Annotated in this window: 21 protein-coding genes; 9 read left to right on the forward strand and 12 right to left on the reverse strand. The window is 71.7% G+C overall.

The features are described from left to right. Positions 1–8: 8 nt before the first annotated feature. From ACPXBU_RS17485 to ACPXBU_RS17525, 9 genes are all read right to left on the reverse strand, one after another. Positions 9–1064, reverse strand: coding sequence for a glycosyltransferase family 4 protein (locus ACPXBU_RS17485; protein ID WP_425759018.1), 1056 nt, complete (start codon positions 1062–1064; stop codon positions 9–11). Between the two features lie 157 nt (positions 1065–1221). Then, on the reverse strand, positions 1222–1893 hold the full coding sequence (locus ACPXBU_RS17490; RefSeq protein WP_425758843.1) for a BON domain-containing protein: 672 nt from the start codon (positions 1891–1893) through the stop codon (positions 1222–1224). Positions 1894–2078: 185 nt separating this feature from the next. Next, positions 2079–3812, reverse strand: a complete 1734-nt coding sequence (locus ACPXBU_RS17495; RefSeq protein ID WP_425758844.1) for a trypsin-like peptidase domain-containing protein — start codon at positions 3810–3812, stop codon at positions 2079–2081. Between the two features lie 62 nt (positions 3813–3874). Beyond that, positions 3875–5422, reverse strand: a complete 1548-nt coding sequence (locus ACPXBU_RS17500; RefSeq protein WP_425758845.1) for a sensor histidine kinase — start codon at positions 5420–5422, stop codon at positions 3875–3877. Then, on the reverse strand, positions 5419–6120 hold the full coding sequence (locus tag ACPXBU_RS17505; protein WP_355033347.1) for a response regulator transcription factor: 702 nt from the start codon (positions 6118–6120) through the stop codon (positions 5419–5421). The genes ACPXBU_RS17500 and ACPXBU_RS17505 overlap by 4 nt, the downstream gene beginning before the upstream one ends. A 154-nt stretch (positions 6121–6274) precedes the next feature. After that, entirely contained in the window at positions 6275–6886 is a 612-nt protein-coding gene (locus tag ACPXBU_RS17510) for a PadR family transcriptional regulator (protein ID WP_357806225.1), read from the reverse strand. After that, entirely contained in the window at positions 6883–7707 is an 825-nt protein-coding gene (locus ACPXBU_RS17515; RefSeq protein WP_393371892.1) for a DUF4097 family beta strand repeat-containing protein, read from the reverse strand. The genes ACPXBU_RS17510 and ACPXBU_RS17515 overlap by 4 nt, the downstream gene beginning before the upstream one ends. A 265-nt stretch (positions 7708–7972) precedes the next feature. Continuing rightward, positions 7973–8917, reverse strand: coding sequence for a lysophospholipid acyltransferase family protein (locus ACPXBU_RS17520; RefSeq protein ID WP_425758846.1), 945 nt, complete (start codon positions 8915–8917; stop codon positions 7973–7975). Next, a complete protein-coding gene (locus ACPXBU_RS17525) occupies positions 8914–9687 on the reverse strand; it encodes a GNAT family N-acetyltransferase (RefSeq protein ID WP_425758847.1) in 774 nt (257 codons plus the stop codon). The genes ACPXBU_RS17520 and ACPXBU_RS17525 overlap by 4 nt, the downstream gene beginning before the upstream one ends. A gap of 150 nt (positions 9688–9837) precedes the next feature. Here ACPXBU_RS17525 and ACPXBU_RS17530 point away from each other — a divergent pair, with 150 nt between their 5' ends. The 7 genes from ACPXBU_RS17530 (at position 9838) to ACPXBU_RS17560 (ending at position 20173) form a co-directional block, all read left to right on the forward strand. Further along, a complete protein-coding gene (locus ACPXBU_RS17530; protein WP_393371897.1) occupies positions 9838–10485 on the forward strand; it encodes a hypothetical protein in 648 nt (215 codons plus the stop codon). 143 nt (positions 10486–10628) lie between these two features. Beyond that, positions 10629–11564, forward strand: coding sequence for an ABC transporter ATP-binding protein (locus ACPXBU_RS17535; protein WP_393371900.1), 936 nt, complete (start codon positions 10629–10631; stop codon positions 11562–11564). Beyond that, complete coding sequence (locus ACPXBU_RS17540; RefSeq protein ID WP_393371903.1) at positions 11561–12373, forward strand: ABC transporter permease; 813 nt, start codon at positions 11561–11563, stop codon at positions 12371–12373. Before ACPXBU_RS17535 ends, ACPXBU_RS17540 begins: the two co-directional genes overlap by 4 nt. Before the next feature lie 275 nt (positions 12374–12648). After that, positions 12649–16413, forward strand: coding sequence for a multifunctional oxoglutarate decarboxylase/oxoglutarate dehydrogenase thiamine pyrophosphate-binding subunit/dihydrolipoyllysine-residue succinyltransferase subunit (locus ACPXBU_RS17545; RefSeq protein WP_425758848.1), 3765 nt, complete (start codon positions 12649–12651; stop codon positions 16411–16413). Between the two features lie 140 nt (positions 16414–16553). Then, positions 16554–16739 (forward strand): DUF6104 family protein, encoded by a 186-nt coding sequence (locus tag ACPXBU_RS17550; protein WP_007464679.1) that lies wholly within the window; start codon positions 16554–16556, stop codon positions 16737–16739. Positions 16740–16991: 252 nt separating this feature from the next. Then, a complete protein-coding gene (pta, locus tag ACPXBU_RS17555) occupies positions 16992–19061 on the forward strand; it encodes a phosphate acetyltransferase (RefSeq protein WP_425758849.1) in 2070 nt (689 codons plus the stop codon). Next, positions 19058–20173, forward strand: a complete 1116-nt coding sequence (locus ACPXBU_RS17560; protein ID WP_425758850.1) for an acetate/propionate family kinase — start codon at positions 19058–19060, stop codon at positions 20171–20173. The genes pta and ACPXBU_RS17560 overlap by 4 nt, the downstream gene beginning before the upstream one ends. A gap of 21 nt (positions 20174–20194) precedes the next feature. Here the strand turns inward: ACPXBU_RS17560 and ACPXBU_RS17565 are convergent, their stop codons facing one another. Both ACPXBU_RS17565 and ACPXBU_RS17570 read right to left on the reverse strand, forming a co-directional pair. Next, positions 20195–20713, reverse strand: a complete 519-nt coding sequence (locus ACPXBU_RS17565; protein WP_425758851.1) for a hypothetical protein — start codon at positions 20711–20713, stop codon at positions 20195–20197. Positions 20714–20817: 104 nt separating this feature from the next. Beyond that, complete coding sequence (locus ACPXBU_RS17570; RefSeq protein ID WP_393371915.1) at positions 20818–20988, reverse strand: hypothetical protein; 171 nt, start codon at positions 20986–20988, stop codon at positions 20818–20820. A 54-nt stretch (positions 20989–21042) separates the two neighbouring features. Between ACPXBU_RS17570 and ACPXBU_RS17575 the strand changes: the two genes are divergently transcribed. Next, positions 21043–21588 carry a nucleotidyltransferase domain-containing protein gene (locus ACPXBU_RS17575; protein ID WP_425758852.1) on the forward strand — a complete coding sequence of 182 codons (546 nt, stop codon included), beginning with the start codon at positions 21043–21045 and terminating at the stop codon, positions 21586–21588. Here the strand turns inward: ACPXBU_RS17575 and ACPXBU_RS17580 are convergent. Continuing rightward, on the reverse strand, positions 21470–21931 hold the full coding sequence (locus ACPXBU_RS17580; RefSeq protein ID WP_393371920.1) for a MerR family transcriptional regulator: 462 nt from the start codon (positions 21929–21931) through the stop codon (positions 21470–21472). The two genes, ACPXBU_RS17575 and ACPXBU_RS17580, sit on opposite strands and share 119 nt — an antisense overlap. Positions 21932–22022: 91 nt before the next feature. Here ACPXBU_RS17580 and ACPXBU_RS17585 point away from each other — a divergent pair, with 91 nt between their 5' ends. Next, complete coding sequence (locus ACPXBU_RS17585; protein WP_393372427.1) at positions 22023–23072, forward strand: aldo/keto reductase; 1050 nt, start codon at positions 22023–22025, stop codon at positions 23070–23072. The last annotated feature ends 76 nt before the right edge of the window (positions 23073–23148 follow it).

Raw genomic sequence — 23148 nt, forward strand, 5'->3', positions numbered from 1 at the left:
CCCCGGGATCAGCGGGCCGAGACCCCGGCCGACTCGCGTACGTCGTGACCACCGGCGGCGAAGCGCCGGTAGATCTCCGCGTAGCCGTACGCCATCCGCTCGACCGAGAAGTTCCGCGCGACGTGCGCCACGCAGTCCTCCGGGTCGAGCTGCTCCGCCGCGCGCAGGGCCCCGGCCAACTCCCCCGGGTGCGCACAGGCCAGCCCGGTCACCCCGGGCCGGACCAGCTCCGGCACCGCACCCCGGTTGAGCGCGACCACAGGTGTCCCGGTCGCCATCGCCTCCAACATGACCATGCCGAACGGCTCGTCCCACTGGATCGGCATGATCAGGCAACGGGCGTCGACGAGCATCCGCAGCGTCGCCGCGCGGTCGGCGTTGAGCACGACTGTCACGTTCTCGTCGACCAGCGGGGCGACGACCTGCTCGTAGTAGCGGCGCTCGGCCGGCTCGTTGCACTTCCCGGCGAGCAGCAGGGGCAACCCGGCCTCCCGGCAGGCCTGGATGGCGACGTCGGGCCCCTTGTCCGGGCTGAACCGGGCCAGCCACAGCACCGGCCCCCGGCCGGGCTCGGTCTTGCGCGGGAAGCCGCGGATGTCGAGCGCGTTGTGCACGGTGCCGGCCCAGGGCAGGCTCGGGTTCAGTCGGCGCTGGGCATGCGAGATCGCCACCAGGGCCACGTCCGAGTCGATCTCGCTGAGCACGTCGCCGTACTCCCCCACGGGGTTGCCGTGCACGGTCGCGACAGTCGGCACGGCCCGGCGGCCGGCGATCAGCGGACCGATGGTGGTGTGGTCGTGGATGACGTCGAAGTCGGCCGCCGTGATCAGCCGGTTCACCCGGGCCAGGTGGGCAAGCTCGGGCAGTGACTCGCCGAGCCGCTCGTACTGGACGTCGGGCACGGTCGAGACGAAGCCGTCGGCGGCGGTGCCGTGGTGGCTGCCGGCGCCGAACAGGGTCACCGCGTGTCCCTGGCCGCTCAACGCGTCCACGAGCGCGGCGACGACCTGCTCAAGGCCGCCGTAACCGGGTGGCGGCACGGACAACCAGGGCGGAACCACCATCGCGATGCGCAGCGACCGCTCCGGAGGGCGGCCCGCGGGCGGGTGGTTCACGGCCACGAGTCCTCCCCGTTGATCCCCGGTACGACGTGACCGCCGACCGGCGTGGTCGGCGGCGGGTTCCCCGTGACGTCCCGGGTAAACCGGACAAGGCGGACGCTCACCCGCCGACCAGGAGCTGGTCGTGCACCATCCGCACTCCCGGCGCAGACCAGGCGACCCGTTCGACCTGGTCGCGTTCCCACCAGGACCGGACCACCCCGGCGAGGACGAGCGTGTCGCCGTCCACCTCGACGGTCACCCGCTCGCCGCCGATCGTGCGGGCCAGCGCCCGCTGGACGTCCTGACGCAGTCGGTCAGCGACCGGCGGGGCCAGCGGTCGTACCTCGATCAGGTTGGTGATCCCCCGTACGCCGTCGAGCCGGCGCACCTCTCCCTCGGCGGCCCGCCGCTGCCACCCGAACTCGACCTCACCGCGCAGCATCAGCCAGCCGTTGGCCACCGTCACGTCGATCCGTTCGGCGGGCACGAAGCTGTCCCACTCCAGGGCACGGGAGGCGGCGACGGCGATCTCGCCGTCGGTACGCCCCGGCGTGCCCGGCAGCCGCACCTCGATCTCGTCGGCCACCGCCCGTACGCCACGGACCCGCTGGGCACACCGGGTCGCGGCCCAACCGTGGGCGGCACCGTCCACGTACCCGGTCAGGGTGACCACGCCCGCATCGACGCTCACGCCGATCTCGTTCGGTCGCAGTCTTGCGTCCCAGGCCAACTCCGCCAGGACGTCGCGTTGGATCCGCTCGTCGTCGCGGACGTCCACCACCTCGGTCATGGCACCCACCCCCGGTTCCGGTCGCCGAGACCCGCTTCCCGCAACCTGCCGGGCACACGGGTGACGGCGGTTCACCCGATCCGGGTGAACCGCCGTCTTGGGGAGAAAAGCGCGGCGGGTGACGGAGCCGACCCCCTCGGCCCCGCCACCCGCCGCCGGAGGGAGGAAGCAGGTTCAGATATCTGTCAGGACGTCTCGGCGAGCGTCACGGACACCGACTTCTCGGCGCCGTTCCGCTTGAACTGGACCTCGACCCGGTCGCCGACCTTGCCGGCCTGGACCGCGCCGACCAGGTCGTCCGAGTCGTTCACCAGCTTGTCGCCGAACCGGGTGACGACGTCGCCGCGCTGGAGGCCGGCCTTCTCGGCCGGGCTGCCCGGGGCGACCGAGGCGACGAGCGCACCGCCGCCCTCGGCCTGGTTGACGCCCACGCCGAGCGACGGGTGGCTGACCTTCTCGCCGCGCTGGAGCTTGCCGGCGACGTCCTTTGCCTTGTTGCTGGGGATGGCGAACCCGACCCCGATGTTGCCGGTGCTCTGCCCGGAGGTCGCGATGGCGGTGTTCACGCCGATCACCTCACCCCGGGTGTTGACGAGCGCGCCGCCGGAGTTGCCCGGGTTGATCGGCGCGTCGGTCTGGAGCAGACCGGAGATCGAGCTGACCGGCTGGCTCTGCTGGGTCGGGTCCTCCTGCTGGCCCTGGCCGGCCCGGATGGTGCGGTCCCGGGCGCTGAGGATGCCCGAGGTCACCGAACCCTGCAGGCCGAGCGGGCTGCCCAGGGCGAGCACCTGGTCGCCGACCTGCATGGCGTCGCTGTCGCCGAACTTGGCCGGCTTGAGGTTGGTGACCCCGTCGGCCTTGACCACGGCCAGGTCGGTCTTCGGGTCGGTGCCAATGATCTTCGCGGGCGCCTTCGTGCCATCGGCGAAGACCACCTCGACGGTGTTACCGCTGGCGGAGGCGACCACGTGGTTGTTGGACAGCACGTAGCCGTCGGCGGTGAGCACCACCCCGGACCCCTCGCCACTGCCGGTGGTGATCGAGACGACGCTGTCCTGCACGGAGGCGGCGATCTTCGGCAGGTCGGCGCTGTTGAGCACCGGCGCCGCGGTGTAGGTGCGGGTGACGCCGCCGCTGTCGCCGTCGAGAGCGAGGGCGAGCGCCCCACCGGCCACGCCGGAGCCCAGCATCAGCGCGAACACCGCCACGCCGGCGCCGGCGAACTTCGCGATCCGGCCCGGCCGGGGACCGCTCCCGGGCGGCGCGACCTGCGGACCCCACGGCGGAACCGGCTGACCCGGGTGCTGTCCGGGGTGCTGCGGGTGCTGTCCGGGGTGCTGGGCGTGCTGCCCCGGGTGCTGCTGGTGCTGCCCGGGGTGCTGCTGGTGCTGCTGGTGCTGCCCGGGGTGCTGCTGGTGCTGCGGGTACGCCATGCCCGGCTGTCCCCCGCCGGCCCAGCCGGACTGCTGGCCCGCGTACCAGGGAGCACCTGGGTACTGGCCGGCGTTCGGCTGCGGGTAGCCGGACTGGCCGGGCGCGGGGTAGCCGGGCTGGCCGGGCTGGCCGGGCGCCGGGTAACCGGAGACCGGGTACGGCGGCGCGGACGGGGTAGCGGCCGGCGGCTCGTACCCGGTCGGCTGTGCGGCGGCCGGCGGCGTGCTGGCGGGCTGCTCGCCGTAGGCGACGGGTGCGGCCTCGGTGACCGCGGTGGTCTCCGTGTCACGGGTGGTCGGCGTGTCACCCGTGGTCGGCGCGTCACCGGTGACCTGCGCGTCACCGGTGGTCGAGACGACCTGGACGGGAGTGGTCGGGGAGTCGGACTGCGCGCGCTCGTCGCGTGGCAGCTCGGCGGTGGGGTGCGACGGCTCGGCGTCGGTGGGGGCCGGCCGGCGCTGCGGGTCGGACTCGTACTCGGTCATGGCACTACCTTCTCCCTCGGCACTGCAATCAACCTGGAACCGTCCTGGAAGTTGGCTGAAAGTCACTCGCCGACGTCGTCGACGTGGGGCAGCAGCGGCAGCCGGACCCGGAAGGTGGCCCCGCCGCCGGGTGTCTCGGCCACCTCGACCGAGCCGTGGTGGGCCGCGACGAGCGCCGCCACGATCGCCAGGCCGAGGCCGGTGCCGGTGTTGCCGTCGGCCCGCCGCGTGCGTGCCGCGTCGGCCCGGTAGAACCGCTCGAAGACCCGTTCCGCCTGCTCCGACGAGAGGCCCGGACCGCTGTCGGCCACCTCGATGACGGCGTGACCTCCCGGTTCGGCCCGCAGGCGCACCCGGATCTCGGCGTCCGGCGGGGTGTGGGTGAGCGCGTTGGTGACCAGGTTGCCGATCACCTGACGCAGCCGCGCGTCGTCGGCGGAGACGACGAGCGGACCCGATCCGGGCGCGATCTCCAACTCGATCCGGCGGTCCGGGGCGATCACCCGGGCGGCCTGCACCGCGTCGGAGGCGAGCACCGGCAGCTCCACGGGGGTCAGCGAGAGTGGCCGTTCCCGGTCCAGCCGGGCCAGCAGCAGCAGGTCCTCCACCAGCAGCCCCATCCGGGCCGCCTCGTCCTCGATGCGGCGCAGCAGGCCGGCGGTCTGCTCGGGCTCCCGGGCGGCGCCCTGCCGGTACAGCTCGGCGAAACCACGGATGGTGGTCAGCGGGGTCCGTAGTTCGTGCGAGGCGTCCGCGACGAAGCGTCGCATCCGCTCCTCGGAGCGGATGGCCCGCGCCTCGGACGCCTGAGCGGCGTAGGCGGCGTCCCGCGCGGAGCTCTCCGCCGAACGCGCCGACATCTCCGAGGCGGCTCGGGCGGTGAACGCCGCCTCGATCTGGGTGAGCATCGCGTTCAGCGCGCGGGAGAGGCGGCCCAGTTCGGAGGTCGGGTCGGCCTGGCCCTCCTCCGGGTCGGGCACGCGCTGGGTCAGGTCGCCGCCGGCGATGGCGGCGGCCGTTCGTTCGATCTCCACAAGCGGTTTGAGGCTGGTCCGGACGATCGCCGCGCCCACCGAGGCCAGCATGATCAGCACCGACCCGCCGACCAGCAGGTCGATCCAGACCAGCCGCTTCACCGCCTGGTCGACGTCGGTGAGGTGCTGACCGATGGCCAGGGGCTGACCGTTGGGCAGCTGGGTGTAGAGCATCCGCCAGCGCACCTTGCTGTCCTGTGCCCGGACGGTGAAGGGTTTGCCCTCCAGCTTCTCGAAGCCGGCGGCGTCCGACGGGATCGGTGGCAGGTCGCTCAGGACGAAACGCTTGTCGTCGTAGGCCACCTGCCGGCCGGATATCGGATCGATGACCGCCAGCAGGTAGTCGGTCGGAAAGCGCACACCGCCTTGCTGGGCGGTGACGACCTTGTCGATGCTGCGTGCCGAGACACTCAGCTCGGTGTCGACCTGGGTGACCAGGTAACTGCGCAGGAAGATAGTGGTCAGCGAACTGATCACCAGCAGCGCGGCGGCGACGAGCAGCAGCACCGCGGTCACCAACTTGATCCGCAGCGGTACGCCCCGCAGCCGTCCCTTCGCCTGCTGGACCGTGTTCACGCCGCCGGCTTGCGCAGGACGTACCCGACTCCACGCAGCGTGTGGATCAACCGGGGTTGGGTGGTGTCGACCTTGCGCCGCAGGTAGGAGATGTAGGACTCGACGATGTTGTCGTCACCACGGAAGTCGTAGTTCCAGACGTGGTCGAGGATCTGCGCCTTGGAGAGCACCCGGTTGGCGTTGAGCATCAGGTAGCGCAACAGCTTGAACTCGGTCGGCGAGAGCTGCACCCGCTGACCGGCCCGGTGCACCTCGTGGGTCTCCTCGTCCAACTCCAGGTCGGCGAAGGTGAGCCGGGAGGGCGCCTGCCCGCCGGTCGTGGTGCGGCGCAGCACGGCCCGGATCCGGGCGGTCAACTCCTCCAGGCTGAACGGCTTGGTGACGTAGTCGTCCCCACCCAGGGTCAGCCCACGGATCTTGTCGTCGGTGGCGTCCCGAGCGGTCAGGAAGACCACCGGGGTACGCGTGCCGCCCTCACGCAGCATCCGGATGACCTCGAAGCCGTCCAGGTCCGGCAGCATGACGTCGAGCACCACCAGGTCGGGCCGGTGGTCCTTGGCGGCGTTGAGCGCCGCGCTCCCACTTGTCGCGGTGGCCACGTCGAAGCCCGCGAAGCGCAGGCTCGCGGAGAGCAGTTCGAGGATGTTGGGGTCGTCCTCGACGACGAGAAGTCGCGCCTCGGTCTGGGTAGCGGGCATGCGCCCATCATCGGCGACAGGACTGCGCCCGCGCTGGGCACTTCCTGGAAAAAAGCTGTGAGTCACCGCCGCCCGGCGACGGCTTGCACCGCCGCCCGGCGACGGCTTGCACCGCCGCCCGGCGACGGCTTGCACCGCCGCCCGGCGACGCCGGTCAGCGCAGCAGCCTGCGCAGCCCGTCCAGGGCGCCGTCGAGCAGCCGGATCGCGGTGCGCAACTGGGTGTCGCTGAACTGCCGGGCACGCGTCAACCGGCCCACCTCGGCGCTGAACGCGTGCAGCCGCTTGTCGAGCTCGTCGAGCAGCTCGGCCTGCGGCCCGGCGGTCGACGCCGGCCGGGGCGGCGGGGCCGGCGCGTCCCACCGGGTGCGCCGGGTCTGCCGGGTGGCCTCGCTCAGCTCCCGCTTGAGGTCGCGCACCGAGCCGCGTACCTCGCTGCGGATCTCGCCGGCCAGAGTGGAGAGGTCTGCCACCGAGGCCGCGATGTCCGCTTCGAGCGCTTCCAACTCGCCGGCCCGCTGGCGCAACTCCGCGCGACCGGCGTCGGTGATGTCGTACGTCTTGCGGCCACCGGCGGCGGTGTGGCTGACCAGACCCTCGACCTCAAGCCGTTGCAGCCGGGGGTAGATGGTGCCGGCGCTGGGCGCGTAGAGCCCGAGGAACCGGTCCTCCAGCAGGCGGATCAGCTCGTAGCCGTGCTTCGGGCCGTCGTCGAGCAGCTTGAGCAGGTAGAGCCGGAGCCGCCCGTGGCTGAACACGGCGGTCACGGCAGCTCCTCCCCATCGTGGTCGACAGCGCGGGCGAGCAGGGCGATGCTCCCCGAGGTCGCGGAAGCCCAGAGCTTACCTTCGCCGGCGCCGAGCACTCCCTCGCTGCTGCGCAGTGGGAACGTCGAGGTGCGTACCTGCGGAAAGCCGCTGGTGATCCGGCCCGAGGCGGTCTGCAACTGGACGGTGAGGTCGCTGTCCTCGCGGACCCGGACGGTGATGCCGCCCGAGATCGTGGTCAACCGGATCTCGCTGCGCCGAGGGTTGTCCAGGTCGCAGGTGATCGCGCCGGAGACGGTCTGCGCCCGCACCCGATCGGCGGCGCTGTCGGCGATGATCACCTCGCCGGAGACCGTTTCCAGGGTGAGATCGCCGCGGACGCCGAGCGCCTCCACCGGGCCGGAGGTGATGTTCGCGGTGGTGTTGCCGCGCAGCCCCCGGAGGGTGATCTGGCCGGCGGTGACGTGGATCCTGGTCTGCCGGCGCAGGCCGGAGGCGACGAGCGAGCCGGCGACCAGGCCCAGGTCGGCGAGGACGTCGGCGGACACGGCGACGGAGACGTCCACCCGGGGATAGCGGTGGATCATCCGGAACCACCGCAGGACGTCCGACCAGCTCCGGCCGCGTTCCTGACGGATGCTGAGCCGGCCGTCGGCATGTTCGATCCGGACCGGCCGACGGCCGACCTGGGTCACGTCGATCCGGGTCGGCCCGTCGGCGGCGACCACGTTGAGCCGCCCGCTGACCAGGCGCACGTCCAGCCGGGTGACCGGCCCGTCCACGGTGAGCCGCTGCGGGCTCTCGACCGTCCATGCGGCCATGGCATCCCCCTCTCGACGGCGCGCGGACACGCGCCTGACAGGGAGAACAGTAACGCGATACATCGCGACACCACAAGACAGTCGCGAGCTGGCCCCCCTCCAACCGTGGGCCGGCCGCGCCCGTTGATCATGGAGTTATCGTCCGACACGCCGACGACACGCGCGGATAACCTCATGATCAACGCGCGAGGGGGGTGGGGGTGGGGGTGGGGGTGGGTGGGGTGGGGTGGGGTGGGGTGGGGGTGGGGGGTGGGGTTTCGCAGGGTTAGGCTGCTAGATCTAGCCCTGCTCCTACGGCCGATGTCGGCACCGTGGGCACCGCCAGGGCTGCCGCGGTTGCCGTGGGAGCCGGGTGCGGCCGGGTCCGCGTCAGCGCGCCTGCCGCAGGCACCAGGTGTACGGCCGACTCGGCGGCCCGAGCCAGCAACCGCCGGTCGGCGGTACGGGCCGGATGCAGCGCGGCGGCGATCGTCACCGACACCACCAACTCCCGTGCCGCGACCACCCGGACCATCGACCGCAGCAACGTGTCCGCGCCGAGGAAGGCAGCGGCCGTGGTGGTCGTACCGGTGGCCGCGCAGCGGTAGGCGAGCCGCAGCGGCACCACCGGGCTGCCGGCGTCGATGGCCGCCTGGAACGTCGCGGGCCGGAAACCGCCGCCGGGGCGGCAGTCGCCGGCGGCGGCGCACCAGGTCGTCCCCTCCGGAAAGACCGCCACGGACCGGCCGGCGCGCAGCGTGTCGGCGATCCGGCCGACCATGGCCGGCAGCGCGCGCGGCCGGGCACGGTCCACGAAGACGGTGCCCGCCGCCGCGGCCAACAGGCCGAACACCGGCCAGGAGCGGATCTCCCGCTTCGCCACCATCCGGCTGGGCGCGACGGCAAGCACCGCGAGGACGTCCAGCCACGAGACATGGTTGGCGACCAGCAGCGCCCGCCGCCGAGGCAGCCGACCCCGGATCACCAGCCGGACCCCGAAGGCCCGCGCGGTGCACCGGGCCCAACCGCGCACCGCCGCCTGCCGTTCCCGAACCGGCAGTACGGGCAGCAGCACCACCAGGCCGACACCGGCCAGCAGCATGCCGGCCACGGCGACCAACCGCAGCGCCCGACGGGTCACCGACACGGTGGGCACCGCGCCGGTCGGCGGCAGACAGTCGTCGTCGCAACCCGACGACGGCCGCCACAGGTCGTGCGACCCGGCGGTCATCGCTGTGCCTCGCCCAGGAAGTGCCGCAGGTAACGCGGATTCATCCGGTCCAGGCAGAAGAGCACGTAGAAGTCCGCGCAGCCGAAGTCGCTGTCGTACGACGGCTCGCCGCAGATCCACGCGCCCAGCCGAAGGTAGCCGCGCAGCAGCGGCGGCACCGCGACACGGCCGGCCGGATCGGCGGCGGCCACCGAGGGGGCTGTCGCCTCGGCGAACCAGGGCCGCAGCGGGCGCACCCGGAGCGGCGGCGGTGACAGGTGTCGGGCCTGGGCCTGGGTCCACACCTCGGCGACCGTCCGCCCACCGTCGGCCACCGGCACCGACGCGCAGCCGCCGAGCCAACGGGAGCCCCGCAGGTGCAGGTACCGGACGATGCCCGCCCACATCAGGTTGATCACCGCGCCGGAGCGGTGGTCGGGGTGCACACAGGACCGGCCCGCCTCGACCAGGTCATCGCGGAGCGGATCGAGCGCGCCGAGGTCGAACTCGTCCTCGGCGTAGCGTCGGTTGGTGCGGCCCGGCGGCAGCAGCCGGTACGTGCCGACCACCTCGCCGGTGCTGTCCTCCCGGACGATCAGATGGTCGCAGTACGCGTCGAAGGGATCCACGTCCAGCCCGGCCGCACCGGGGAGGAGGGTGGCGCCTAACTCGGTGGCGAACACCTCGTGGCGCAGGCGTTGCGCGGCCGCGACCTGGATGGGGTCGTCGGCGATCAGCAGGGTGTATCCGCTGGTCGTCAGGGGTGCGCCAGCGGCATGCAGAACGGCCATGCAATCTGTGTAGGTGCTCGGGTTGCCATTCACTCGGACCACCGGTGTCGGCAGGATGAACGCCGGCCGGCAGATGCGCCCCACAGGTGGTCGTGCGAGGCTGCGCGACGGACCGGCGACGACGCCGGCAAGCCCCACCGGAGGTCGACGATGCGGATCGAGTCCCGCTACAACGGGCCGCCCGGCTCCGGCAACGGCGGCTGGAGCGCGGGAGTGTTCGCCGCCGGGTCGGGCGGCACGGGCACGGTCGAGGTGACGTTGCGCCGACCGCCACCACTGGACACCGAGCTGAGTCTCACCGACGGCGAGGTCCGTGACCCGGCCGGCGACCTGGTGGCCGAGGTGCGCCCGGCCGGCGTGGTCGATGTCGTCGTACCCCCGGTCGACCTGGACACCGCGGTGGCCGCGGCGGACCGCTACCCCGGCCTGGTCGAGCATCCGTTCCCCGGTTGCTACGTCTGCGGGCCGCAGCGGACCGACGGGCTGCGGATCTTTCCCGGCCGGTTACCGGACGGGCGGACCGCGGCGCCGTTCCGGGTGCCCGAGCGGGTCAGCGCGGCCACGATCTGGGCGGCGTTGGACTGCCCCGGCGGTTGGACGGTGCTCGCGCCGGGCCGCCCGTACCTGTTGGGTCGGATCGCCGCCGTGGTCACCGCGCTGCCGGAGCCGGGCGACGACTGCGTGGTGACCGGGGCGTTGCGCGGCGTCGACGGGCGCAAGGCGCTCGTGCACACGAGCCTGTACGGCCCGGACGGCACGCTGCTCGGCGCGGCCCGGGCAACCTGGATCGCCCGCTGACCTCCGGCCCGTCGTCCGCAGGGCGGATGCGTCTCCACCCTGCGGTGGAGGCGAACATACGGACCGCGCCTGATTGACCTTGTTGCCCCGGGCCGTCACGCTGTGCCACGGCGTACCTCGACGCCACACACGGGAGGAGAACGATGACTGACGGGCAGCGAAGCCCCACCAGCGACGGTCAGATCGTGGTGTCCGGTCTGACGAAGCAGTACAAGAACGTGCGGGCGGTGAACAACCTGTCCTTCACCGTGGCACCGGGGCGGGTGACCGGCTTCCTCGGCCCGAACGGCGCTGGCAAGACCACCACCCTGCGCATGCTGCTGAACCTGGTCACGCCGACTGCCGGCACGACCACCATCAGCGGCCACCGGTACGTCGACCTCACGGACCCGCTGCGGCACGTCGGCGCGGTGCTGGAGGCCTCGAGCGCGCACAAGGGCCGCACCGGCATCAACCACCTGCGGGTCATCTGCGCGGCGGCCGGGCTGCCCCGCCAGCGGGCCGACGAGGCGCTGGCCCTGGTCGGGTTGACCCCGGCGGCGAAGCGCAAGTTCAAGGGCTACTCGCTGGGCATGAAGCAGCGGCTGGGCATCGCCGCCGCGATGCTCGGCGACCCCCGCGTGCTGATCCTCGACGAGCCGGCCAACGGGCTGGACCCGGAGGGCATCCGGTGGATGCGTGGGTTCCTCAAGAACCTCGCCGTCGAAGGCCGCACCGTGCTGGTCTCCAGCCACCTGCTGTCGGAGATGCAGTTGCTCGCCGACGACGTGGTGATCATCGCGGCCGGGCAGTTGGTCCGGCAGGGACCTGTCGACCAGGTCCTCGGCTCGATGGCGCAGAGCGCCCGGGTGCGGGTGCGCACGCCGCAGGCCGAGACGCTCGTCGCTGCCCTGAAGGCGCAGTCGGCGACCGTCGACACCGACGAGCAGGGCGTGCTGCTGGTCGCCGGGGTGGACGCCCCGACGATCGGCAGGGCCGCCCTGGCCGCCGGCGTCGAGCTGCACGAACTGTCCACCGAACGGCCCGATCTGGAACGGGTCTTCCTGGAGCTCACGGCCGGAAAGGCGGGCATCCGATGAACCTGGTCCGAGCCGAACTGCTCAAGATCCGTACCACCAGCACCTGGTGGTGGCTGGCCCTCGGCGCGTTCCTCTCGATCGCCCTGGCGTTCGCGATCAACGCGTGGTTGCTCGTCACGGCGCTCGGTGGCGACGCCGAGAACATCGGCGTCAGCGCCGAGCAGGCGACCGCGCCGGCGCAGGCGGCGAACCTCTACACCTCGGGCCAGTACCTCGGGCTGATGTTCGTGATGCTCATCGGCATCCTGATGGTCACCAACGAGTTCTTCCACCAGACCGCGACCACGACGTTCCTGACGACTCCCCGGCGCACGTCGGTCATCGTCGGCAAGCTCGTCGCCGCCAGCCTGCTCGGCTTCATGTTCTGGCTGGCGACCACGCTCATCGACCTGGCCGCCGGCTCGATCTTCCTGTCCCTGAACGACTACGGCACCCAGCTCGGTGAGTGGCCGGTGCAGCGGGCGCTGCTGTTCAACCTGCTCGCGTACGCCATCTGGACGATCCTCGGCGTGGGCATCGGCACGCTGATCACCAACCAGCTCGGCGCGGTGATCACGGCGGCGGTGCTCTATCTGATCGGCACGCAGGTGGTCGGTCTGCTGTTCCTGCTCCTGTCGAACGTGCTCGACAGCGAGGCGGTACTCAAGTGGCAGGTGGTCTGGCCGGCGGTGGCGTCCCAGGTCATGATCACGGAAGGCACCACGGAGTTCACCCCGTCCTGGTGGGTCGGCGCCCTGGTGCTCATCGGCTACGCGCTCGTCAGCGGGGTCGCCGGAGTCCTGATCACGCGACGTCGCGACATCGCCTGACGGCGGTTCCGACCCCGGGGGCGGCGGCGACACGCCCCGCTCCGGGGTCGGTGCCCGCCCCGCGCGGGTGACCATGCGTTACCAGTCCCGCACCGGGCCGCGCAGCGGTTGCTGAACTTCTGGCATCTTCTGTGAAACCGGCCACGGGACCGAGGCTGAAATGCTTGCGGGATCGGTACGGCGTAGCCTGGGAGACGTCCAGTCCGTGCTCCTAATCGGGCACGAGGGACACACCGCGTGCCACACAACCCGCGTGAAAGAGGCGATTACCGGCCGTGTCGACCCAGCAGACTTCGCAGGAGAACCCACTGGCGGGTTTCGGCCCGAATGAGTGGATCGTCGAGGAGATGTACCAGCGTTACCTCGCCGACCCAACGAGCGTCGATTCGGCCTGGCACGACTTCTTCGCCGACTACCGACCGGCGCCCGGGGCGGCCACGCCCCGCAAGGCCGAGTCGGCGGAGAAGCCGGCCGCCGCTCCGGAGCCGGACGGGCAGCCGGAGCCGGCCGCCGCGGTGAGCCAGCCGAGCGCCACCGCGCAGCCGAGCGCCACCGCGCAGCCCGCCGCCGCCAGCAAGCCGGCCGCCGCGCCGTCGGCACCGGCCAAGGCCGCGCCGGCGAAGGCCGCACCGGAGAAGGCCGCCCCGGCCAAGCCGGCCGCCAAGGCCGCCGCCCCCACCGCCGACGGCCCGCAGACCACGCCGTTGCGGGGCGTCGCCGCGAAGATCGTCCAGAACATGGACGCCTCGCTGAGCGTGCCCACCGCGACAAGCGTGCGCGCGGTGCCGGCCAAGCTGCTCGTCGACAACCGCATCGTGATCAACAACCACCTCGCCCGGGGGCGCGGTGGCAAGGTCAGCTTCACCCACCTGGTCGGCTACGCGCTGGTCCGGGCGCTGGTGCAGCACCCCGAGATGAACAACTCCTTCGCCGAGGCCAACGGCAAGCCGGCGATGGTCCGCCCGGCGCACGTCAACCTCGGCATCGCGATCGACCTGGCCAAGCCGGACGGCAGCCGCAACCTGGTGGTCCCCTCCATCAAGGGCTGCGAGTCGATGGACTTCCGGCAGTTCTGGCAGGCGTACGAGGACGTGGTCCGGCGGGCGCGGCGCAACGAGCTGACCATGGACGACTACGCCGGCACCACGATCTCGCTCACCAACCCGGGCGGCATCGGCACCGTGCACTCGATGCCGCGCCTCATGCAGGGGCAGAGCGCGATCATCGGCGTGGGCGCGATGGAGTACCCGGCCCCCTACCAGGGCATGTCCGAGGCCACCCTGGCCGAGCTGGCCGTCAGCAAGATCATCACGCTGACCAGCACGTACGACCACCGGATCATCCAGGGCGCGCAGTCCGGCGAGTTCCTCAAGGTGATGCACGAGCTGATCCTCGGCGAGCACGGCTTCTACGACCAGATCTTCACCTCGCTGCGCATCCCGTACGAGCCGGTGCGCTGGATGCGCGACGTCGCGGTCAACTCCGAGGGTCAGATCAACAAGACCGCCCGGGTGCACGAGCTGATCCACGCGTACCGGGTGCGCGGTCACCTGATGGCCGACACCGACCCGCTGGAATTCAAGATCCGCAAGCACCCCGACCTGGACGTCCTCCAGCACGGGCTCACCCTGTGGGACCTGGACCGCGAGTTCCCGGTCAACGGCTTCGCCGGCCGGCAGCGGATGAAGCTGCGCTCGATCCTCGGCGTGCTGCGCGACTCGTACTGCCGCCGCGTCGGCATCGAGTACATGCACATCCAGGACCCGGAGGAGCGGCGCTGGGTGCAGGAACGGATCGAGCGCAAATACGAGAAGCCGGCCGCCGACGAGCAGAAGCACGTGCTAAACCGGCTCAACGCCGCCGAGGCCTTCGAGACCTTCCTGCAGACCAAGTACGTGGGCCAGAAGCGCTTCTCGTTGGAGGGCGGCGAGTCGCTGATCCCGCTGCTCGGTGAGGTGCTGGAGTCCTCCGCCGAGAACGGCCTGGACGAGGTCGTCATCGGCATGGCGCACCGGGGCCGACTCAACGTGCTGGCCAACATCGTCGGCAAGCCGTACGAGAAGATCTTCTCGGAGTTCGAGGGCCACCTGGACCCGCGCTCGACGCAGGGTTCCGGTGACGTGAAGTACCACCTGGGCCAGAACGGCAAGTTCACCACCCCCGACGGCGCGCACTCGGTGAAGGTGTCGGTGGTGGCCAACCCGTCGCACCTGGAGGCCGTCGACCCGGTGCTGGAAGGCATCGTCCGGGCCAAGCAGGACCGGATCGACCTCAAGCTGGAGGGCTACACCGTGCTGCCGCTGGCGGTGCACGGTGACGCGGCGTTCGCCGGGCAGGGCGTGGTCGCCGAGACGCTCAACCTGTCGCAGTTGCGCGGCTACCGCACCGGCGGCACCGTGCACGTGGTGGTCAACAACCAGGTCGGCTTCACCACCGCCCCGGAATACAGCCGGTCCAGCCTCTACAGCACCGACGTGGCCCGGATGATCCAGGCGCCGATCTTCCACGTCAACGGCGACGACCCCGAGGCCGTGGTCCGGGTTGCTCGGCTGGCCTTCGAATACCGGCAGACGTTCAACAAGGACGTCGTGATCGACATGGTCTGCTACCGGCGGCGCGGGCACAACGAGGGTGACGACCCCTCGATGTCCAACCCCCAGATGTACAAGATCATTGATTCGAAGCGCTCGGTGCGCAAGCTCTACACCGAGGAGCTGATCGGTCGCGGCGACATCACCGTGGAGGACGCGGAAGAGCTGCTGCGCGATTACCAGGCGCAGCTGGAGAAGGTCTTCAAGGCCACCCGGGACGCCGCCTCGGCGCCCCGGCAGCTCAACCGGCCGCGCCGCGAGGAGGAGCCGGAGCCGCAGGTCGACACCGCCACCGACGCGTCCGTGGTGAAGGCGATCGGCGAGGCGCACACCAACCTCCCGGAGGGCTTCACCCCGCACAAGCGGATCCAGCAACTGCTGGACCGGCGGGCCAAGATGTCCGTCGAGGGCAACATCGACTGGGGCTTCGGCGAGATCATCGCGCTCGGGGCGTTGCTGCACGACGGGGTCACCGTCCGGCTCGCCGGGCAGGATTCGCGTCGCGGCACGTTCGTCCAGCGACACGCCTCGATCGTCGACTCCCGCACCGGCGACGACTACCTGCCGCTGAAGTCGCTCACCGGCGACGGCGAGCGCTCCCGGTTCTTCGTGCACGACTCGCTGCTGAGCGAGTACGCGGCGATGGGCTTCGAGTACGGCTACTCGGTGGAGAACATCAACGCCCTGGTCGCCTGGGAGGCCCAGTTCGGCGACTTCGTCAACGGCGCCCAGTCGGTGATCGACGAGTTCATCTCGTCCGGCGAGGTGAAGTGGGGTCAGCGCTCCGCCGTCACCCTGCTGCTGCCGCACGGCCACGAGGGCCAGGGGCCGGACCACACCTCCGGCCGGCCGGAGCGGTTCCTGCAGATGTGCGCCGAGGACAACATGCGGGTGTCCATCCCGACCACCCCGGCGAACTACTTCCACCTGCTGCGCCGCCAGGCGCTGTCGCCCAAGCGCAAGCCGCTCGTGGTGTTCACGCCGAAGTCGCTGCTGCGGCACAAGCTCTGCGTCTCCCCGGTGGAGGACTTCACCACCGGTACCTTCCAGCCTGTGCTGCGCGACACGGCAGCCCCGGCCCCGGAGGCGGTGAAGCGGGTGCTGCTCTGCTCCGGCAAGGTCTACTACGACCTGTTCCAGGCCCGGCAGGAGCGTGGCGTCACCGACACCGCGATCCTCCGGATCGAGCAGCTGTACCCGCTGCCGGTGGAGGAGATCCGGGCCGCCCTCGCGCAGTTCCCCAACGCGGAGGACTTCGCCTGGGTGCAGGAGGAGCCGGCCAACCAGGGTGCCTGGTCGTTCGTCGCGCTCAACCTGCTGGAGCACCTCACGGACGTCCGGCTGCGGCGGATCTCCCGCCCGGCCGCGGCCGCCCCGGCGGTCGGCTCGGCGAAGACCCACGAGGTCGAGCAGAACGCGCTGATCGAGGCGGCTCTCCCCCGCCCGTGACCTGACCTGTGCACGGAAGCCGGGGCAGGGCCGTTTCACCACGGCCCTGCCCCGGCTCTCGTAGGCCCCGCCGGCCGGTCGACCATCCACCCACCCATCACCCGCCCGGCCCGAGCCGGGCCGAGCACGAGGACGTACCCATGTACTTCACCGACCGTGGCATCGAGGAGCTGGTCGAACGCCGGGGCGACGAGCAGGTGACCCTGGAGTGGCTGGGCGAACGCCTGCGCGACTTCGTCGACCTCAACCCCGACTTCGAAACCCCCATCGAACGCCTGGCCACCTACCTGGCCCGCCTGGACGACCCCGACGACGAAGACGCCTAACGAACCCCCACCGCACCCCCACCGCCCACCGCCCACCCCCACCTCGTTGATCATGAGGTTATGCGCGCGTGTCGTCGGCGTGTCGCGCGATAACTCCATGATCAACGGGGCGGCGGGGCGGGGCGGCAGGGGCGGGGCCGGGGCGGCGGGGCCGGGGCGGCGGGGCCGGGGCGGGGCCGCGGGGGTGGGGTGCAGGGGTGGTCGGGGTGGGAGGGGACCGGTCGGGGGTTCGCGATCTTTTAGGGTGGGGCTGTGGCTCGCAGTGTGTATCTGACTAGCGTGGGGTCCGGCGGAGGCAAGTCGACGATCGCCCTCGGGCTGGCGGAGTTGCTGTCCCGTCAGGTCGGGCGGATCGGCGTGTTCCGGCCGCTGGTCGCCGACACCGGTCCCGACCCGATCCTCGCCCTGCTCAGCGAGCGCTACCGGGTCGAACTGCCACTGTCGGAGCTGGCCGGGGCGACGTACGCCCAGGCGGCGGCGCTTGTCGCCGACGGCCGGCGTGAGCAACTGATCTCCACGGTCGTCGAGCGGTACCGGGCGGTGGAACGGCAGTGCCCGGCCGTGGTCGTGGTGGGTAGCGACTTCGACGACCCGGGCGATCCGGCCCATCCTCGGGAGTTGGCCTTCAACGCGAGGCTGGCCACCGAGTTCGGCAGCGTGGTGGTGCCGGTGGTGGACGGCTTCGGGCAGGAGCCGGCGGCCGTCGCGTCGGCGGTGCGCGGGGCGTACCACGATCTGGCCGACCTGGGCGCGACGGTGCTCGCGGTGATCGCCAACCGGGTGTCCGAGCCGATGACGCTGCCCGATCTGCCGGTCCCCGCGTACACCATTCCGGAGGTTCCGAGCGTCTCGGCGCCGACGGTGGCCGAGGTGGCGGCGGCGCTCGGCGCCACCCTGCTGGCCGGGGACGACGCCGCGCTCAGTCGCGACGTACTGGACTTCGTGGTCGGCGCGGCGCACGTGCCGACGCTGCTGGACCACCTCACCGAAGGCGCCCTGGTGATCACCCCCGGGGACCGGGCCGACCTGCTCGTGGCCGCGAGCGCCGCGCACGTCGCCGGTCAGGCGTCGGTGGCCGGGCTGGTGCTGACGCTCGGCGAACAGCCGGACCCCCGGGTCATGCGGTTGGTGGAGGGGCTGAACACCGGGTTGGCGGTGCTGTCGGTGCCCAGTGACAGCTACGACACGGTGGCCGCGTCCAGCCGGATCGAGGGCCGGCCCAGCACGGCCAACCCGCGCAAGGTGGAGGCCGCGCTGGGCGCGTTCGAGCGCTGCGTGGACACGGACGACCTGGCTCGCCGGCTGCGGGTCAGCCGGTCGACCCGGGTCACCCCGCTGATGTTCGAGAACGAGCTGATCGACCGGGCCCGTTCGCAGCCCCGGCACCTGGTGCTGCCGGAGGGCACCGAGGAACGGATCCTGCGCGCGGCGGAGATCCTGCTGCGCCGCGGGGTGGCCGAGCTGACGCTGCTGGGCCGGCCGGACGACATCACCCGGCGGACCCGCGAACTGGGCATCGACCTCGGCGACGCGAACGTCGTCGACCCGGTCACAAGTGGGTGGCGGGACGACTTCGCGGACGAGTACGCCCGGCTGCGCGCCCACCGGGGCGTCACCGCCGAGCTGGCGCACGACATCGTGGCCCAACCCAACTACTTCGGCACGCTCATGGTGGCGACCGGACGGGCCGACGGCATGATCTCCGGCGCCACGCACACCACCGCCGCGACCATCCGACCGGCGTTCGAGATCATCCGTACCGTGCCGGAGGTCTCGGTGGCCTCCAGCGTCTTCTTCATGCTGCTCGCCGACCGGGTGCTGGTCTACGGCGACTGCGCGGTCAACCGCGACCCGGACGCCGCGCAACTCGCCGACATCGCGATCTCGTCGGCCGACACCGCCGCCCGGTTCGGCATCGAACCCCGGGTGGCGATGCTGTCGTACTCCACCGGCAGCTCCGGCGCGGGCGAGGACGTGGAGAAGGTCGCCACGGCCACCGCCCTGGTCCGGGAGCGCCGGCCCGACCTGCTGGTCGAGGGGCCCATCCAGTACGACGCGGCGATCGACCCCGCGGTGGCGGCGACGAAGCTGCCGGGCAGCCCGGTCGCCGGCCAGGCCACCGTCTTCATCTTCCCGGACCTGAACACGGGCAACAACACGTACAAGGCGGTGCAGCGCTCCGCCGGGGCGGTCGCCGTCGGCCCGGTCATGCAGGGCCTGCGCCGGCCGGTGAACGACCTGTCCCGCGGCGCGACCGTGCCGGACATCGTCAACACGGTGGCGATCACCGCCATCCAGGCGGCCACCGAGGAGGCATCGTGAGTCGGGTGCTCGTGCTCAACTGCGGGTCGTCGTCGGTGAAGTGGCGCCGGTACGACGGGGACCAGGCGCTCGACCACGGCACCGTCGAGCGGATCGGTGAGCCCGGTGGTGGTCCGCCGGACCACGCCGGCGCGGTCCGGCAGATCCTGGACGGACTCGACCTGAGCGGGCTCGCCGCGGTCGGGCACCGGGTGGTGCACGGAGGCCGGACGTTCAGCGCGCCGGTGCTCGTCGACGACGCGGTCCTGGCCGCGATCAAGGACCTGGTGCCGCTCGCTCCGCTGCACAACCCGGCCAACCTGGCCGGCATCGAGGTGGCCCGCGCCGCGCTGCCGGACGTCCCGCAGGTCGCCGTCTTCGACACCGCGTTCCACCACACCCTGCCGGAGGCCGGCGCGACGTACGCGATCGACCGGGACATCGCCGAGCGCTACGACATCCGCAGGTACGGCTTCCACGGCACCTCACACGCGTACGTGTCCCGGCGCACCGCCGAACTGCTCGGCCGCCCGTACGACCAGGTCAACACGATCACCCTGCACCTGGGCAACGGGGCCAGCGTCTGTGCGGTGGCCAACGGTCGCAGCGTCGCCACCTCGATGGGCATGTCCCCGTTGCAGGGGCTGGTGATGGGCACCCGCAGCGGCGACCTGGACCCCACCGTGATCTTCCACCTGCGCCGGGAGGCCGGGCTGTCGGTGGACGAGATCGACGACCTGCTCAACCACCGCAGCGGCCTGCTCGGGTTGACCGGCGTCAACGACATGCGCGAGGTGCTCGCGCGCCGGGCGACCGGGGACCGGGCGGCGGAGCTGGCCTTCGACGTCTACTGCCGGCGGATCACCGAGTACGTCGGGGCGTACTACGCGCTGCTCGGCCGCGTCGACGCGATCGCCTTCACCGCCGGGGTGGGCGAGCACGCCGCGCCCGTCCGGGCGGCCGCCCTGGCCGGCCTGGAGCGGCTCGGCATCGCCGTCGACGACGCCCGCAACGACGGCACGGGCGACCGGGTGATCTCACCCGACGACGCCGAGGTGAGCGTGTGTGTCATCCGGACCGACGAGGAACGGGAGATCGCCCGGCAGACCCGGGACGTGGTCGCCCGCCAGTGACGACCGGTCCGAGACGGCGGATCAGCGACGGGTGTTGCGCCGACGCCGGGCACTCACGGTACGGCGGACCCGGTCCCGGCCGGGGCCACGTCCGGCCCGCGTCGGGCCGGAAGCCCGGCCCGGCAGGGTGGCCGCCCAGACCGTAATTCCACCGATCACGGCGAAGGCCAGACCGAAGGGGACGCCGCCCCAGGCGTTGAGGACGAACACCGAATCATCGGTGTTGCCGTTCTCGGCGAGGAACTCCTCGGGGTGCACAGGATCGACCCACACCCGCAGCACCGTCGGCGATTCCTCGGTGCAGCCGCCGGCCGAGCCGCAGAGGATCCGCTCGGAATACCGGACACCCTCGTAGTCGTATCCGACCTGGATGGTGTCGGTGCCGCCGCCACGTCCGACGGTGTCCCGGCGGTCGCCCACGTCAGCCAGAACCGGCACGCCCTCGGCTCGTAACCGCTCAGCCTTGGTGTGCAGGTGCCACTTGTAACCGGCGATGCTTGTCGCGTACGCGAGGCTGGTGAGCAGGAGCAGGGCACCCACGACGGCCGGACCGCGGCGGATGCTCCGGAGCCTGGTCAGTAGGGACGCAGACGGGTCGTCGTCCGCCGTCTGCGAGCTGGGCGCGTCGGCCCGGTCCGGCACGCTCAGCTCGCGAGCCAGACGACGAGGGCGACGAGCACGACCACCACGACCGCCGCGCCGATGATCAGCGGCAGGCGGGACGGCGACTCCGCCGGCGCGGCGGCCTCCGGGGTCTGGTTGAACGCGCGGAACGCCTCGGTGTTGCCACTGGGGTCGGTGTAGTTCTCAGGCATGCCGGTGACCCTAGCGAAGCCGGTCGCGACGCACCGCCCCGGTAGGGTGCCCTGGTGGACGACCTCGCGCGCCGCCAGTTGGCGAGCATCGCCGAGGTGGTCGAGGTGGCCGCGTCGGCCGCTGTTCCGGTGTGGTTGCGGGGCGGCTGGGCGATGGACTTCCAGCTCGGCGAGGTGTCCCGTTCCCACGTCGACGTCGACTGGTACTGCTGGCGTGCGGACGCGGACCGGCTGGCCGCCCTGCTGCTGGCCCGGGGCTGGCAGCCCGACCCCCGGATGCCGGTGTGGAACCAGCTCGACCTGTTCGCCGCCGAGGTGGAGGTGAGCTTCGCGTACCTGGGTCGGGACGACAGCGGTCGACCGACGGTGGGTGCCGGGCCCTGGGCCGGCACGCCACTGCCGGCCGGGATACTCGACGCACCGCCCGGCCGGATCGGCCCGCTCGTCGTTCCGACGATCTCGGTGCCGGCCCAGATCGAGTTCAAGCAGATGTACCCGGTGTGGATGCCGGAGCGACCCCGCCGTCCGAAGGACGCGGACGACCTGGCTCGACTGCGGGTCTGGCCTCGTCGAGCAGATCCTCGTACACCCCGACCTTGAAGGTGATCAGGTCCAGGCTCTGGGTGAGCCGGCCGATCTGGTCCGTGACGCGCACGTGGTGCTCACGCATGAGCGCGAGCCGTTCCTCCTCGTTGCCCGCGCCTTCGCGGACGAGTTCGGTGTAGCGACGAAGCGCCGGCAGCGGCATGCCGGAGGCGCGGAGGATGATGCAGACGGTCAGCCAGTCCACGTCGTCCTGGCTGTAGACGCGACGTCCGGTGGACCCCCGGCGTACGGGGCTGACGAAGACGCCCTGCTGCTCGTAGAAGCGGAGCGCGTGCACGCTCAAGCCGGTGCGCTCGGCGACCTGTCCGATGCTCAGACCCGCGGTGACCTCACCCATGCCGAGCAGGGTAACGGGGGTTGACCTAGAGCCGACTCAAGCTCCTACCGTGCCAGGTGATCACCAATCAACCACCTGGGAGAGCATCGGCATGCGCTATCGCACCCTCGGCGGCACCGGCATCGAGGTCAGCACCCACTGCCTCGGGACCATGATGTTCGGTGCCGTCGGCAACCCCGACCACGACGACTGCGCCCGCATCGTCCACACCGCCCTCGACCAGGGCATCAACGTCATCGACACCGCCGACATGTACGGCCGGGGCGAGTCCGAACAGATCGTGGGCAAGGCGCTGCGCGGGCGCCGCGACGACGTCGTGCTCGCCACCAAGGCGCACTTCCCGATGGGCGAGGGCCCCAACCAGGGTGGCAACTCGCGGCGGTGGATCCTCAAGGCGGTCGAGGGGAGCCTCCGGCGGTTGGACACCGACTGGATCGACCTCTACCAGATCCACCGTCCCGACCCCTCGACCGACATCGAGGAGACGCTCTCGGTGCTCACCGACCTCGTCCGCGAGGGCAAGATCCGCGCGTTCGGCTGCTCGACGTTCCCCGCCGAGGAGATCGTCGAGGCGCACCAGGTCTCCGAACGTCGCGGCCTCGGCCGCCTGCGCACCGAGCAGCCGCCGTACTCGATCCTGGCCCGCGGCGTCGAGGCCTCGACCCTGCCGGTCTGCCAGCGCTACGGCATGGGGGTGCTGGTCTGGAGCCCGCTGGCGTTCGGCTTCCTCAGCGGGAAGTACCGCAGGGACCAGCCCGTCGACCTGTCGACCGGGCGAGCCGCCCTGCGGCCGGCACAGTTCGATCCCACCATCGCCGAGAACGCCGCCAAGCTCGACGCCGTCGAACAGCTCGTCGACCTCGCGGCGAGCATCGGCTGCACGCTTCCGCAACTCGCCATCGCCTTCACCGTGGCCCATCCGGCCGTCACCTCGGCGATCATCGGACCGCGCACCAGGCCGCAACTGGACGATCTGCTCAAGGGCGCCACGCTCACCCTGGACGACGCGACCCTCGACCGGATCGACGAAATCGTGCCGCCCGGCACGAACCGGTACAACCCAAATGCCGCCTTCCCGGTGCGCGCACTCACGGACATCGCACGCCGACGCCGCCCGCTCGCCGACCGTGCCGCGGCCTGAGCCGGCAGCACACCCAATGACCGGAAGGACACAACGCGTCAATGCCCGCCGAGCACCCCTGCCGGTCGGGGCACAA

Source organism: Micromonospora sp. DT231 (assembly GCF_049847025.1).
GTDB lineage: Bacteria > Actinomycetota > Actinomycetes > Mycobacteriales > Micromonosporaceae > Micromonospora.

Coding starts and splice junctions, on each gene's coding strand:
- ACPXBU_RS17490 (WP_425758843.1), bottom strand. CDS start 1,893: ATGACCGAGGTGGTGGACGTCCGCGACGACGAGCGGATCCAACGCGAC.
- ACPXBU_RS17570 (WP_393371915.1), bottom strand. CDS start 20,988: ATGCCTGAGAACTACACCGACCCCAGTGGCAACACCGAGGCGTTCCGC.
- ACPXBU_RS17580 (WP_393371920.1), bottom strand. CDS start 21,931: ATGGGTGAGGTCACCGCGGGTCTGAGCATCGGACAGGTCGCCGAGCGC.
- ACPXBU_RS17505 (WP_355033347.1), bottom strand. CDS start 6,120: ATGCCCGCTACCCAGACCGAGGCGCGACTTCTCGTCGTCGAGGACGAC.
- ACPXBU_RS17485 (WP_425759018.1), bottom strand. CDS start 1,064: ATGGTGGTTCCGCCCTGGTTGTCCGTGCCGCCACCCGGTTACGGCGGC.
- ACPXBU_RS17495 (WP_425758844.1), bottom strand. CDS start 3,812: ATGACCGAGTACGAGTCCGACCCGCAGCGCCGGCCGGCCCCCACCGAC.
- ACPXBU_RS17540 (WP_393371903.1), top strand. CDS start 11,561: ATGAACCTGGTCCGAGCCGAACTGCTCAAGATCCGTACCACCAGCACC.
- ACPXBU_RS17525 (WP_425758847.1), bottom strand. CDS start 9,687: ATGGCCGTTCTGCATGCCGCTGGCGCACCCCTGACGACCAGCGGATAC.
- ACPXBU_RS17530 (WP_393371897.1), top strand. CDS start 9,838: ATGCGGATCGAGTCCCGCTACAACGGGCCGCCCGGCTCCGGCAACGGC.
- ACPXBU_RS17550 (WP_007464679.1), top strand. CDS start 16,554: ATGTACTTCACCGACCGTGGCATCGAGGAGCTGGTCGAACGCCGGGGC.
- ACPXBU_RS17515 (WP_393371892.1), bottom strand. CDS start 7,707: ATGGCCGCATGGACGGTCGAGAGCCCGCAGCGGCTCACCGTGGACGGG.
- ACPXBU_RS17520 (WP_425758846.1), bottom strand. CDS start 8,917: ATGACCGCCGGGTCGCACGACCTGTGGCGGCCGTCGTCGGGTTGCGAC.
- ACPXBU_RS17535 (WP_393371900.1), top strand. CDS start 10,629: ATGACTGACGGGCAGCGAAGCCCCACCAGCGACGGTCAGATCGTGGTG.
- ACPXBU_RS17585 (WP_393372427.1), top strand. CDS start 22,023: ATGCGCTATCGCACCCTCGGCGGCACCGGCATCGAGGTCAGCACCCAC.